10 protein-coding genes are annotated in these 13,724 nt (G+C 62.6%); 8 read left to right on the top strand and 2 right to left on the bottom strand.

The features are described from left to right. The 4 genes from QZL63_RS05380 to QZL63_RS05365 form a co-directional block, all read left to right on the top strand. Positions 1–314, top strand: a 314-nt coding sequence (locus QZL63_RS05380; RefSeq protein ID WP_290586133.1) for a DUF3459 domain-containing protein, incomplete at its 5' end; no start/stop codon positions are given. A gap of 13 nt (positions 315–327) precedes the next feature. After that, positions 328–1,668 carry an alpha-amylase family glycosyl hydrolase gene (locus QZL63_RS05375; protein ID WP_022308305.1) on the top strand — a complete coding sequence of 447 codons (1,341 nt, stop codon included), beginning with the start codon at positions 328–330 and terminating at the stop codon, positions 1,666–1,668. A gap of 88 nt (positions 1,669–1,756) precedes the next feature. Continuing rightward, positions 1,757–3,637, top strand: coding sequence for a glycoside hydrolase family 13 protein (locus QZL63_RS05370; protein WP_022308304.1), 1,881 nt, complete (start codon positions 1,757–1,759; stop codon positions 3,635–3,637). Between the two features lie 15 nt (positions 3,638–3,652). After that, the gene (locus QZL63_RS05365) at positions 3,653–5,848 is read left to right on the top strand and encodes a glycoside hydrolase family 97 protein (RefSeq protein ID WP_022308303.1); all 2,196 of its coding nucleotides are present in this window, start codon (positions 3,653–3,655) and stop codon (positions 5,846–5,848) included. Positions 5,849–5,948: 100 nt separating this feature from the next. Here QZL63_RS05365 and QZL63_RS05360 read toward each other — a convergent pair whose 3' ends face one another. Then, positions 5,949–7,481, bottom strand: coding sequence for an arylsulfatase (locus QZL63_RS05360; protein WP_290586130.1), 1,533 nt, complete (start codon positions 7,479–7,481; stop codon positions 5,949–5,951). A gap of 386 nt (positions 7,482–7,867) precedes the next feature. Here QZL63_RS05360 and QZL63_RS05355 point away from each other — a divergent pair, with 386 nt between their 5' ends. The 3 genes from QZL63_RS05355 to QZL63_RS05345 are packed head-to-tail and all read left to right on the top strand — an operon-like array spanning position 7,868 to position 11,473. Further along, entirely contained in the window at positions 7,868–8,461 is a 594-nt protein-coding gene (locus QZL63_RS05355; protein WP_290586127.1) for a DUF3575 domain-containing protein, read from the top strand. Between the two features lie 14 nt (positions 8,462–8,475). Beyond that, entirely contained in the window at positions 8,476–8,973 is a 498-nt protein-coding gene (locus QZL63_RS05350) for a DUF3868 domain-containing protein (protein WP_022308299.1), read from the top strand. A 16-nt stretch (positions 8,974–8,989) separates the two neighbouring features. Then, positions 8,990–11,473 carry a hypothetical protein gene (locus QZL63_RS05345; RefSeq protein WP_290586125.1) on the top strand — a complete coding sequence of 828 codons (2,484 nt, stop codon included), beginning with the start codon at positions 8,990–8,992 and terminating at the stop codon, positions 11,471–11,473. A gap of 109 nt (positions 11,474–11,582) precedes the next feature. Here QZL63_RS05345 and QZL63_RS05340 read toward each other — a convergent pair whose 3' ends face one another. Then, positions 11,583–12,956 (bottom strand): MATE family efflux transporter, encoded by a 1,374-nt coding sequence (locus tag QZL63_RS05340; RefSeq protein WP_022308297.1) that lies wholly within the window; start codon positions 12,954–12,956, stop codon positions 11,583–11,585. Between the two features lie 147 nt (positions 12,957–13,103). Here QZL63_RS05340 and QZL63_RS05335 point away from each other — a divergent pair, with 147 nt between their 5' ends. Further along, positions 13,104–13,694: an HdeD family acid-resistance protein gene (locus QZL63_RS05335; RefSeq protein ID WP_022308296.1), complete on the top strand. Its 591-nt coding sequence runs from the start codon at positions 13,104–13,106 to the stop codon at positions 13,692–13,694. Positions 13,695–13,724: the final 30 nt, after the last annotated feature.

Here is a 13,724-nt window from a genome sequence, read left to right as displayed (position 1 = left end):
CGCTGCTGAACCTCTACCGCACCTTCGCCCGGTTGAGAAACACCTACCCGGCACTGGCCGAAGGCGAGATGACCCGTCACCCGGTCTATAACGACGGGAATGCCGCACAGGAGGCCGTAGCCGTCTGGTACCGCGAGAAGAACGGACAGCGGATGCTCGTGGCCCACAACTTCTCGGACAAGGCACAGACGCTGACCCTCACCGATGCACTCGGCAAGGCCGTGGGGGTCTCGGGAACGGTGACACTGAAGAAAAACGACGGCGAGGCACTGCTCACACTGGGCGGCTACTCCTCGGTCGTCTTCACTCTCTGATATGCTCCGAACGATGAAACGATTGCTTTCGATCCTGCTTGCAGCCCTCTGTGCGGCCTGCACGACGACACCGCCGACCGAAACGGCCGCCCATCCCGAATGGAGCTACAACGCCGTCGTCTACGAAATGAACGTGCGGCAATACACCCCCGAGGGGACTTTCGCAGCGGCGGCCCGGGAGTTGCCCCGTCTCAAAAGAATGGGCGCAGACATCATCTGGCTCATGCCGATCCACCCGATCGGCGTCAAGGAGCGCAAGGGAACTCTCGGCTCCTACTACGCCATCTCGGACTACTGTGCCGTAAATCCCGAATTCGGAACTCTGGACGAGTTCGACCGCTTCGTCGCCGAAGCCCACAGGCTGGGGCTGCGCGTCATCCTCGACTGGGTGGCCAACCACACCTCGCCCGATGCACGGTGGATCACCGAGCGGCCCGCCGACTGGTACGTCCGCGACTCGCTGGGCCGCACCATCGTGCAGTACGACTGGACCGACATCGCCAAACTCAACTACGACAATGCCGACATGCGGCAGGAGATGGAGCGCGCCATGCGCTTCTGGCTCGAGCGCGGCATAGACGGATTCCGCTGCGACATGGCCTGCGAGGTGCCCATAGACTTCTGGCGCACAACGCTGCCTGCGCTGCGGCGTGACTACCCGCAGATCTTCCTGCTGGCCGAGGGCGAGGATCCCGCACTGCACGAGGGGGCCTTCGACGCCTCCTACTCCTGGGAACTGCACCACCTGATGAACGACATCGCCCGGGGCAAGCGGGGTGTCGCGGAGCTGAAGGAGTACCTGAAAAAGGATGCGGCAAACACCCCGCGCGAAGCGTTCCGGCTGATGTTCACCTCGAACCACGACGAGAACTCGTGGGCCGGGAGCGAGTTCGAACGCATGGGCGATGCCGCGCGCGTCATGGCCCTGCTCACCTTCACCCTGCCCAAGGGCATGCCGCTCATCTACACCGGGCAGGAGATCGGCTACGACCACCGCTTCGCCTTCTTCGAGAAAGACCCCGTGCCGCAATGGTGCGAAAACGAATTCGGGGAGCTCTACGCGGCGCTGGCCCGCCTGCGCCACGAACACCCGGCACTGGCCTCCGGCGAACGGGGTGCCGAAGCACGCTATCCGGCCGAAGGGAGCCTGCCCGACGGCGTATTCGGCTTCACGCGCGGCACCGGGAGCGACGCGGTGACCGTCATCGCCAACCTCACGGCTGCAGAGCAGGAGGTCGGGCTGCCGACCGAAGGTCCGCTCCGCGAATTCTTCACCGGACAGATCCTCAGCGCAGGCAGCCGGGCCGTACTTCCCGCATGGGGATGGCTGGTGCTTACGCCCGAAAAGGAGTGATCCGGCCGGAAACCGGCCGCCGAACGAATGCACGAACCGACTTTCATATTAACTTTACCAAACAAACAATACCTTGAACCGAATTTTGATGACACTTGCAGCAGCCGGCATGCTCTCCTGTGCAGCACAACCGGCATTCGACCCCGCCTCGATAGCCGACGCATCGGGTGAGGTCGCACGGATCGAACCCCTCTCGTGGTGGACGCAGATGCAGACGCCCCTGCAGCTGCTCGTCGCCGGAGAACGGATCTCCGACTACGGAGTCCGCATCGAAGGGGGACGGGGCGTGAAGGTCACGGCGACCCACAAGGCCGACAGCCCCAACTACCTCTTCGTCGATGTCGCCATCGATGCCGCGGCCGCACCGGGCACCTACTACCTCGTCTTCTCGAAGGAGGGGTGGGAGTTCAAGATGCCCTACGAAATCGCGGCACGCCGCGAAGGTTCGGCACAGCGCCGGAGCTTCACGACCTCGGACATGATCTACCTCCTCATGCCCGACCGCTTCGCCAACGGCAATCCCGAAAACGATTCGACCCCCGACACGCAGGAGAAGGCCGACCGCGAAGCCTTCTTCGGCCGCCACGGCGGCGATATCCAGGGTATCCGCGACCACCTGGACTACATTGCCGACCTCGGGGCAACGGTCATCTGGCCCACGCCCCTGCTGCTCGACGACGAGCCCGAAGGATCGTACCACGGCTACGCCTGCGCCGACTACTACCGCATCGACCCCCGCTTCGGATCGAACGAGGAGTACCGCAACCTGGTTGCCGAGGCCCATGAAAAGGGGCTGAAGGTAATCATGGACGTGGTGACCAACCACTGCGGCACGGCCCACTGGTGGATGCGCGACCTGCCCTTCGAGGACTGGATCCACCAGTTCCCCGAGTACACGGGCACGAACGTCTGCTTCTCGACGAACATGGATCCCAATGCCTCGAAATACGACCTCAACCTGCAGGAGAGCGGATGGTTCGTCCCCTCGATGCCCGACATGAACCTCGACAATCCCTATGTGCTGCGCTACTTCCAGCAGTGGGCCGTCTGGTGGACCGAATACGCCGACCTGGACGGATTCCGCGTCGATACCTACCCCTACAACGAGAAGGGTCCGATGAGCGAGTGGTGCGCCTCGGTACGCCGCGAGTACCCGGCGCTGAACATCGTGGGCGAGTGCTGGACATCGTCGATTCCGCAGCTGGCCTACTGGCAGTCAGGCAACGCGAACAAGGACGGATTCGACTCGCACCTCCCCTCGATCATGGACTTTCCGCTGCAGGAGGCCATCTGCCGCGCGGTGCCGACCGACTCGCTCCGCTGGGGCGAGGGCATGACCCGCATCTACGACTGTCTCTCGCACGACTTCGTCTACCACGACCTCTCGAAAATGATGATCTTCGCCGGCAACCACGACACGGACCGCATCGGCGACGTGGTGCGCAAGAACCCCGAGCGGCTGAAACTCGTCATGACGATGCTCGCCACCATGCGCGGCATCCCGCAGATCTTCGCCGGCGACGAGATGATGTTCACCTCGAAGGACCTCTCGCAGGGACACGGCGGACTGCGCGTCGATTTCCCGGGCGGCTGGACCGGCGATGCGAAGAATCTCTTCACGGCCGAAGGGCGCACGGGGCTCGAAAAGGAGCTCTTCGACTACACGCAGCGGCTCTTCCAGTGGCGCAGGGGCAAATCCGTGATCCACAACGGCCGCACGATGCACTTCCTCTCGCGCGACAACACCTACGCCTACTTCCGCTATGACGATACCGACGCGGTGTTCGTCTTCATCAACAACTCACGCGGGAAAAAGCAGGTGCCCTGGTCGCACTATGCCGAGATCGCCGAAGGGCTGCACGACGGGCGCAACGTCCTCACGGGCGAGGCCGCCACGGTGGACGATAACACCGTCGTCGGAGCCCGTCAGGCACTTGTCGTCGAATTCAAACGTCCGTCGAACCGATAAACCGCAACCATCCCGATGAAAAGAATACTTCCGCTGTTGGCCGCCCTGTTTGCCGCGGCCGGAGCCTCGGCGCAGGAGACCCTGCTCTCGCCCGACGGCGACCTGAAACTCACCTTCCGCCTCTCCGAAACGGGCGCCCCGACCTATGCCCTCGACTTCAGGGGGCGTGCCGCCGTGCTGCCCAGCGCCATGGGGCTCGAGCTGCGCGGCGATGCACCGGCGCTGGAGTTCGGAACCGAAATCAAAAAGGGCGGCTATGGCGCCCCCGTATCGCTCTACGACCGCTTCGAGCAGACCGGCGTCGAACGCTCCTCGTTCGACGAACGGTGGCAGCCTGTCTGGGGCGAGGAGTCGTCGATCCGCAACCACTATAACGAGATGGCCGTAACGCTCCGCCAGGCGGAATCGGGCCGCGAGATGACCATCCGCTTCCGCCTCTACGACGAAGGACTCGGATTCCGCTACGAGTTTCCCGAGCAGAAGCAGCTCACCTACTTCACCATCCGCGAGGAGCGGACGCAGTTTGCCATGACGGGCGACCACACGGCATTCTGGATCCCCGGGGACTACGACACCCAGGAGTACGACTACACCGAGTCGCGTCTCTCCGAGATCCGCTCGCACATGGAGCAGGCCATCACGCCCAACTCGTCGCAGACCCCCTTCTCGCCCACGGGCGTGCAGACCGCCCTGCAGATGAAGAGCGACGACGGCCTCTACATCAACATCCACGAAGCCGCCCTGATCGACTACCCGTGCATGCACCTCGACCTCGACGACGAGACGATGGTCTTCACCGCACACCTGACCCCCGACGCACAGGGTTGGAAAGGCTACATGCAGGCCCCCTGCCACACGCCGTGGCGCACGGTCATGGTGACGGACGATGCCCGTGAGATCCTCGCCTCCCGCCTGATCCTCAACCTCAACGACCCCTGCGCCATCGAGGATACCTCGTGGATCCGGCCCGTGAAGTATGTGGGAGTCTGGTGGGAGATGATCACCGGAAAGAGCGACTGGGCCTACACGCGAGACGTTCCCTCCGTGCAGCTCGGCGTGACGGACTACGCAGCCACGAAGCCCAGCGGGCGCCACGCGGCCAACAACGACAACGTAAGACGCTACATCGACTTTGCCGCCGAGCACGGATTCGACCAGGTGCTCGTCGAGGGGTGGAACGTCGGTTGGGAGGACTGGTTCGGCCACACGAAGGACTACGTCTTCGACTTCGTCACACCCTACCCCGACTTCGACATCGCGGCGCTGAACGACTATGCCCGCCAAAAGGGCGTGCGGCTGATGATGCACCACGAAACCTCGTCGTCGGTACGCAACTACGAACGTCATCTGGAGGCCGCCTACGGGCTGATGAACCGCTACGGTTACAATGCCGTGAAGAGCGGCTACGTGGGGGATATCCTGCCGCGCGGCGAACACCACTACGGGCAGTGGATGGTGAACCACTACCTCCACGCCGTGAAGCTGGCTGCCAAACACCACATCATGGTCAATGCCCACGAGGCGGTGCGTCCCACGGGACTGTGCCGCACCTGGCCCAACCTGATCGGCAACGAGTCGGCCCGCGGCACGGAATACCAGGCCTTCGGCGGCACGAAACCCATACACGTGACGCTGCTGCCCTTCACCCGTCTGCAGGGCGGTCCAATGGACTATACCCCCGGCATCTTCTCGATGGATGTCTCGAAACTCAACCCCGAAAACCACTCGCACGTCAATGCGACGCTGGCCAACCAACTGGCACTCTACGTGACGCTCTACTCGCCGCTGCAGATGGCTGCCGACCTTCCCGAACACTACGAGAAGTACATGGATGCCTTCCGCTTCATCAAGGAGGTAGCCGTAGACTGGGACGAAAGCCGCTACCTCGAAGCCGAGCCGGGCGACGTGATCGTCATTGCCCGCAGGGCCAAGGGGTCGGGCAACTGGTTCGTCGGCGGCGTAACGGACGAGAACCGCCGCACGGTGGATCTTCGGTTCGACTTCCTCGATCCCGGGAAGAGCTACGTGGCTACGCTCTACGCCGACGCCCCCGACGCCGACTACCGGACCAACCCCGAAGCCTACGAAATCCGCACGGGCCGCATCGACTCGCGTTCGGAACTTCCTGTCACGATGGCCTGCGGCGGAGGTTTCGCCCTCTCGATCCGAGAAGCCACGGCCGATGACCGGGGCTTGAAACGGCTCAAATAGCCGCACAGCGGTCCGCCTGACGAAGAAGGCAGCCCTCCGATTGTCGGAGGGCTGCCTTTTCGTTTCAACCCCGGGCAAGATCCCGGTTCCTGCCATGCGATCAGTCGAAATCGGGCAGTGTCACGGGGAAGAGGTCGTTCGGACGGTGTTCCCGGCGGATGATCTCCTTCATCGCACGTACCACGTCAGGATGCTCGGCCGCCACGTCGTGGTCCTCGTGCAGGTCGGTGGCCAGGTCGTAGAGATGGTGTACGCCCCGCTTGACCACCAGTTTCCAGTCTCCCATGCGGACGCCGATCTGATCCGTCTCGTGGAACTCCCAGTAGAGGAAGTCGTGCTTCTGCTGCCGCTCGTCGTCACCCAGCAGGGTCGGAGCGAAGGAGATGCCGTCGAAGCAGTCGCCCTCGACCTCCGAATTGAGGTACTTTTTTGGGAAGCGCTTGTCGCCGATCAGTTCGCAGAAGGTCGGCATCACGTCGTAGAAGGCCAACTGGTGGTCGTTCACCGCACCGGCCTCGACGTGTCCGGGCCACCGCACGATGAACGGAATGCGGATGCCGCCCTCGTAGCACTGGCGCTTGAGCCCGCGCAACTTGCCGTCACGCCCGAAGAACTCGGGATCGGCACCGCCCTCCTCATGAGGGCCGTTGTCGCTGCTGAAGATCACGATCGTGTTCTCGTCGAGCCCCTTCTCCTTGAGTTTGGCAAGAATCTCGCCCACATAGCCGTCCAGGCGCGTGATCATGCCCGCGAACTGCGCATGGGTGTGCTCCACGGGATTGTAGCGCGACCCTTCGCTGCCGCCCCACGTCTTGTCCACGAAGAACTGCTTCTCGTAGTGCTTCAGGATCTCGTCGTCGGGCTGCGCCAGCTCGGCGTGCGGCAACGTATAGGTGAAGAAACCGTAGAAGGGCTGCTTGCCGTCCTGCCGGTCGAGCCACGCCAGGGCCTCCTGATGGATCAGGTCGGCCGAGTACTGCGGGCGCTTGCGGTAGTCGTCGCCGTACATCGGGTATTTGATGTTCTCCTCCAGAACAATCCGGATAACCTCCGTATCGCCGGCCGAACGGCTGTAGCGGTTCATGAAGTTGGGATAATAGAGGTGGGCCTGGAACTGGCAGATGTAGCCGTAGTACTCGTCGATGCCGCGCTTGTCGGGTGTGGAGACCGAACCCTCGTAACCGCCGGCCCACTTGCCGAACATGCCGGTCGTGTAGCCGTTGCCCTTCATAATCTCCGGAAGGATGATGTGGTCGGGGTCATAGGGCTCCTGTCCCGTGACGGCATACTCCCTGTTCTGCCCGTACATCACCTCGCCGCTCCAATACTCGCGGTTGCCGCGGACATGCCCGTGGCCCGAGTGCTGCCCGGTCATCAGCGACGCCCGCGAGGGGGCACTCACCGGACTTCCGGCATAGGCCTGCGTGAAGAGCATCCCCTCGCGGGCCATGCGGTCGAGGTTGGGCGTCTGGATGTATTTCTGCCCGTAACATCCCAGATCGCCGTATCCCATGTCGTCGCACAGGATGAAAATGATATTCGGCTTTGCATTTTTTTCCGCCGCACCGGCATTCGCCACGAATCCCGTGGAGATCAGTCCGGTGCACAACAACATCTTGTCTGCACCTTTCATCTTTTCTCGGTATTAGATATTGAAAATTTTCCCCAACACACCATTCGTCCCGATTTAATTTACGATTATCGCTATTTTTTTTGAATTTTCCAAAAAACACAGTTCAAAAGGTAGTGAGAAATTCAAAAAAAACTCCAGACCGAGGTTCCTCTCGAAACAGATTCCGTCTCTCAGAGGAGCCATTTTGCGCACCGCTGCAGCCCCCTTTCGCACATGATACGGACCGTTTCGGATATCCGTATCGCACATGATACCCATTTTCCCTCGTTTTATCTCCATTTTTGCGCCCGTACAAGCTGAGGAACAGGATGGTGAGCGAGAGTCGTACGTTATTCCCTTCCCGAATCCGGGGCTTTGACCAACGGGAACTATTCCACAAAACAGATATGATGAAGAAACTTTTTGCAACGATGCTGCTGACAGGATTCTGCTGGCTGGGGGCATCGGCACAGCAGGTTGCCGTGAAAACCAACCTGCTTTATTGGGCTGCAACGACACCGAACATAGGGATCGACATCGCCGTCGGCAAGCACTCGACCATCGGCATGACGGCCAACTACAACCCGTGGACTCTGGGCACGGACAACAAGATCCAGCACTGGTTCCTCCGACCCGAATACCGCTACTGGGTCACCGAAAAATACACGCGGCTCTACTTCGGCGTGCATGCCATCGGCGGCGAGTTCGAGGTCGGCGGATTCAAGCTTCCGTTTATCGGCAACCGCATCCTCACCGGGCTGCCCACACATTATTATAAAGGGTCGTTCGTCGGGGCAGGCATCAGCATCGGCTACCAGTTCTACGTCAGCCCCCACTGGAACATCGAGCTCTCGGCCGGTGCCGGACTGGCCCGTCTGAGCTACCATGCCGAACCCGTAAACGGGCCGAAGGCCGCCTCCTACACGAACCGCAAACGGATCCTGCCGATTCCCACGGAACTCGGCGTCTCGTTCGTCTACCTGTTCAACTCCAAGAAATAAAACCGAACCACGCGATGAAAAGATACTGCATTCTGATCCTGTTTCTTCTGACCGCAGCATCGCTGCGCGCACAGATCGTCGGCGACGTGGCCGTAACACGCAAGGTGCTGGCCGAACGCAACGGCGAACTGCACCTGGTGCTCGAGGTCTCCGTATCACGCAACGCCGTGACCCGCTCGCAGAGCTGGGCGATCCTTCCCGAACTGAGCACCCCCGACCGCCGCTCGGTGAAGCTCTTCCCGCATATCCTCATCAACGGCCGCTACCAGCAGCACATGATGGAGCGCCGCCGCCGTCTCTCGGGCGCCTACTGGGCCGAGCGGCAGCCCTACCTGACCATCAATGCCGACGGGAAGACCGACCGCACGTTCCGCTACGAGATGAAGGTTCCCTACGAAAGCTGGATGGCCGACGCGACGCTCGTCCTGCGGCAGGTGCAGACCTCGCCCGGCGGCAAACGGCGCGTCTTCACGGTCGATGTGAACGGCGCAGTGGATACGCAGCACGAATAAACCCTACCCGACCCAGATGAGAAAACGTGAATGGATGGAATATGCGGCTGCGGTCCTTCTGACCGGAGCCCTGCTCTCCGGCTGCGGCAACATCCGCAAGCTGAGCAAGAGCGACCCCGAGGCAGAGGTGCATCTCCCTGCCCGGACCAAACGGGAGAGGGCCTACCGCGCGGCGGACACGGTCCGTCCGCCGCGGATCATCACCTTCCGCAAGCAGGACGGGACCGAACTCTTCCTGACCCCCGTGGCCCTCGATTCGGCCTCGGGCGAAAAGATCATGTCGGTGAACATCGATGAAGTGGTCATCTCGGCAGCGAATCGCCGCAACCTCGTCGAGCGCAACGGCAAGATCAACGTCGAGTTCATCGTCACCGTCCCGCAGGAGCTGCAGGACCGGAGCTGGCAGCTGGTCATCGGACCGCAGTTGCTCAAGGGAGACGACACACTCTCCTTCGACCCGCTGGTATACAGCGGCGAGCGCTACCGCGCCATGCAGCAGCGCGAATACGGCCGCTATGACGACTACCTTGCCCGGATCGTGGACAGCGCCGACTACTTCGACCGCTTCGCCGACAAGGGGGCCTATCGCCGCTACATGAACGGCGTGGCGGCCGAACGGGCGGAATATGCCGATGCGGCGGAGCGGCTCGGAAGCCTCACACCCGACGAGGCGATGTTCGACCCGAAGGTGGGATGGGCCACCGAGGGGGAGAGCCGACGCCGCTACAAACGGCTGCGCCGGTATGTCTACGCCACCGACCGGATCGTACAGGCCAACACGACCTACACGTCCGACCCGAACGACAAGTTCGACCACCTGAACGACTACTTCGCCCCGCGCTACCGCTACGAAGGGATCGACGTGTTGCCCGGAGGCGAGATCTTCACCCGCATCGAGGGCGACTACGCCGCAGCGGGCGACCGCGAGCGGGAGGCCTACATCCGCTCGCTGAGCAAACAGCCCGCGAAGGTCTACGCCGAAGTATACACGGCCGGCGAACGGAAGCTGCGCGACCTGGCGGCCGACCGCCTCGCCTACACGGGACGCCGGCGTCCCGCCATCGAGGGGCTGCTGGAGCAGACGAGCGACAGCACGATGCTCGCCAACTACCGCTCGCGCAAGGAGGCGGCGAACGACCGTCTGGCCGAATTGAATGACCTCGATACGGCCGCCGTACGGCAAAGCGTGCTGCGTCAGGGGGCGATTGCCCGCAACCGGCGGCTGGAAGAGGGCAAGCCCGAGGCTTTCGGGCGGATGGTCCGCCACCCCTACCTGCCCAACGCCCGGCTCGACACGGTGGTCGTCCGACCCGACGGAAAGATCGACTATTATTACTCGCAGCCGGTGCAGGCCGACGAGAACACCGCCAAGCTGCGTCTCTACCTGACCGGCGAGGTCGAGGACCGCAGCGGACGCACCTACCGACTCACCCGGTCGGATACGCTGACCTACGACGTAGCCTCGATGACCTCGTTCCTCGACGAGCGGACCCGCTACATGCAGCGGATCGTGCTGCGAGATGCCGAGGCCAACGCCCGCTTCTTCTTCACCTTCCCCGTCGGCAAGGCCCGGCTGGTCGATACGCTGACGGAGAACCGGCGACAGATTGCGGCCGTGCGCTCGCTGACCCACGGGCTGATGACCGACCCGGTCTACATCATCGACAGCATCACGCTCCGCGCAACGGCATCGCCCGAAGGCACCTGGGCACTCAACGACCGTCTGGCCCGCGACCGCGCCGAGGCCCTGCGGCAGGTGCTCGTATCGGAGTTCCGCACACTCTATGACTCGCTCCGCGTTGCGGGCAGCTACACGCTCGACGACGAGGGCCGTCAGGTGCTGGCCGACAGTGACGACCGGCTGCCCGACCTGCCGAACCTGCTCCGCACGACGTGGCTGGCCGAAGACTGGGACGAACTCTACCGTCTGGTGGAGGCCGACACGCTGCTCACGCACAGGGAGGAGATCCTGGAGATGATCCGCTGGGAGGGCAACCCCGACACCCGTGAATGGCGCATCCGGATGAAGTATCCCAAAGAGTATGCCCGCATGCGCAGCGTGATCTACCCGCAGATGCGTGCCGTGGACTTCCGCTTCAACCTCCACCGCCGGGGCATGAAGCAGGACACGGTATACACCACCGAGGTCGATTCGAACTACATGCACGCCGTGGATCTGCTCCGCAAGCGCCGCTACGAGGAGGCTCTGGAGATCCTGCGCCCCTACGAGGACCGCAACACCGCGCTGGCCTACATGTCGCTCGGCTACGATGCCGCGGCCTACCGGATCCTGCGCGCCGAGCCCGAGGCCGGATCGACGGCCGACCTGCAGTACATGCTTGCGATTCTGGCGGCCCGTCTGGGTGACGAGGAGCAGGCCGTCAAGTACTTCCTGCGTGCGGTCGAGCTGCGCGAGAACCTCAAGTTCCGCGGCAACCTCGATCCCGAGATCTCCCGCCTGATCCGTCACTACGGACTCTTCCGCGAAGACTTCGAATAAGACGCAAGAAATGTCTTCCGTCTGAAACGAATCGCCCCTGCCGCATCCTGGCGGCAGGGGCGATTTTCATTCGGGAGCATTCGGGACAGGAGACGGGGAAAACCGTCGGTCACAGGCCGGCAGGTCCCGCAGCATCGGGCCGCTTCATCCGCAGCAACCGCCGGTAGACGAAGGCAAAAGCCGGAATGAGGAAGAGGTCGGCGAAGATCCACGCCGTCGAATCGCCAAAGCAGACGGCGATATAGCCGAAGGCCGGTACGGCGAGGAGGCTGACCAGAATCCGGGCAATCATCTCCGAGACGCCCGAAAGCATGGCCAGATTGGTATAACCCACCCCTTGGATCGTATAACGCAGGATGCAGAGCAGCCCCAGCACGGGGAAGAACGAGACCGATACATGAAGGAAGAGCGCCGTGTCGTTCAGGATCTCGGTCTCGGAGGCATCGACGAAGAGCCGGGCGATAGTCCGCGAAGCGGTCATCAGCACCGCGAAGGTGAAGACCCAGTAGACCATCATCAACAGCGAGCTGGCCCGCACGCCCTGCCAGACGCGCTCGGGACGACCCGCACCGTAGTTCTGGCCGCTGTAGGTGGCCATGGCGATGCCGAGGCTCTCAAGCGGACACATGAAGAACATCTTGATGCGCATGGCTGCCGTAAAGGCCGCCACGCAGGCCGTACCCAGAGCATTGTTGGCGCTCTGCAGCATGATGCTGCCGATCGCCGTAATGGAGAACTGCAGGCCCATCGGCACCCCGATGCCGAGCAGTTGTCGCGCCAGACGCCCGTTGAAGCGCCGCTCGCCGGGCTGCGCCCGGAGAATCTCGAAGCGGCTCATCATGTAGCGGTAGCAGAGCCACGCCGAAAGTCCCTGCGAGACGACCGTAGCGATGCCGGCTCCGGCCACGCCCCACTTCAGCACCAGGATGCAGAAGAGGTCGAGTATGATGTTGAGCACCGTCGAGAAGAGCAGGAACCAGAAGGGCGTCCGGCTGTCACCCAAAGCCCGGATGATGCAGGCCAGCAGGTTGTAGAAGAAGGTGCACGGAACGCCAATGAAGGTAATCAGCAGGTAGGCATAGGCCCCGGGGAAGATGTTGTCGGGAGTCCGCATGATCCGCAGGATATCGCCGCACAGCAGGCTCGTAACCAGAGCAATGGCCACCGACATCACCGCAGAGAGTTTCAGGCTGACGAAGACCAGACGCCGCATGGTCACATAGTCTCGGGCGCCGAACTTCTGGGCTACGGGGATGCCGAATCCGCCGCAGCAACCGTTGCAGAAGCCCAGGATCAGGAAGACGACCGAAGTGCTGGCTCCGACCGAGGCCAGGGCATTGATTCCCAGGAAGCGGCCCACGATCACGGCATCGACCAGCGAGTAGGTCTGCTGCAGCAGGTTGCCCAGCAGCAGCGGCAGGGTGAAGTTCAGAATCAACGTCAGCGGACGCCCCGCCGTGAGTTCCTTTGTCGTAGTCGCCATAATATCCGATCCTCGATAACGGCGCAAAGATAACGGATATTCGCCCTCATTGGAGCGCTCCCGGGTCATTTTGTCGCCAGGCCCCGGCCGGAGCGGCATGCCGGGTTGGCACACGAATTGCGCTGACGAAGGCAAAATCCGTTTGCTATGGACCGAATCAACGTATTGCTTGAAAATTCTAAGCGGGCCGTCCGCTACTGGTGGCTGCTCGCCGTCGTCGGGGGCGCCCTGCTGGCCGCCGGCATCCTGATCTTCGCCTACCCGAACCGGGGCTATCTGGCACTGGCCACCCTGTTCGGATGGCTGATGTTCCTCTCGGGCATACTCGAGGCCGCACTCTCGGCCATGAACCGCCACTTCGTCACCGGCCGCGGCTGGATGGCCGTCGGCGGGCTGATCGAGATCATCCTGGGACTCATCCTGATCTTCAACGTCTCGCTCTCGGAGATCACTCTCCCGATCGTACTGGGTTTCTGGCTGCTGATGCGCGCCTTCGCGACCATCGGGCTGGGCGGCGACATGAACGCGCTGGAGATCCCGGGGGCCGGATGGACTGTCTTCACCGGCATCCTCCTGCTGCTCTGTGCGGTATGGATCCTGCTCCAACCGCTTGTGTTCGGCCGGACGGCCGTGCTGGTATGGGTCTCGATCTCGCTGCTCTTCGCCGGCACGGGAGCCTGCTCGCTGGCCTTCCAGCTGCGCTGCTCCCACCCGAACGACGGGGGACGGGAGCACTGACCCCCGCGCCCTGCCCCAAGGTTGAAAACA

The sequence above is a fragment of the Alistipes sp. CAG:268 genome, assembly GCA_000434235.1.
Classification (GTDB): domain Bacteria; phylum Bacteroidota; class Bacteroidia; order Bacteroidales; family Rikenellaceae; genus Alistipes; species Alistipes avistercoris.
This window is presented reverse-complemented; position numbering and strand designations above follow the sequence as displayed.

Coding starts and splice junctions, on each gene's coding strand:
- QZL63_RS05340 (WP_022308297.1), bottom strand. CDS start 12,956: ATGGCGACTACGACAAAGGAACTCACGGCGGGGCGTCCGCTGACGTTG.
- QZL63_RS05355 (WP_290586127.1), top strand. CDS start 7,868: ATGATGAAGAAACTTTTTGCAACGATGCTGCTGACAGGATTCTGCTGG.
- QZL63_RS05350 (WP_022308299.1), top strand. CDS start 8,476: ATGAAAAGATACTGCATTCTGATCCTGTTTCTTCTGACCGCAGCATCG.
- QZL63_RS05370 (WP_022308304.1), top strand. CDS start 1,757: ATGACACTTGCAGCAGCCGGCATGCTCTCCTGTGCAGCACAACCGGCA.
- QZL63_RS05365 (WP_022308303.1), top strand. CDS start 3,653: ATGAAAAGAATACTTCCGCTGTTGGCCGCCCTGTTTGCCGCGGCCGGA.
- QZL63_RS05360 (WP_290586130.1), bottom strand. CDS start 7,481: ATGAAAGGTGCAGACAAGATGTTGTTGTGCACCGGACTGATCTCCACG.
- QZL63_RS05335 (WP_022308296.1), top strand. CDS start 13,104: ATGGACCGAATCAACGTATTGCTTGAAAATTCTAAGCGGGCCGTCCGC.
- QZL63_RS05375 (WP_022308305.1), top strand. CDS start 328: ATGAAACGATTGCTTTCGATCCTGCTTGCAGCCCTCTGTGCGGCCTGC.
- QZL63_RS05345 (WP_290586125.1), top strand. CDS start 8,990: ATGAGAAAACGTGAATGGATGGAATATGCGGCTGCGGTCCTTCTGACC.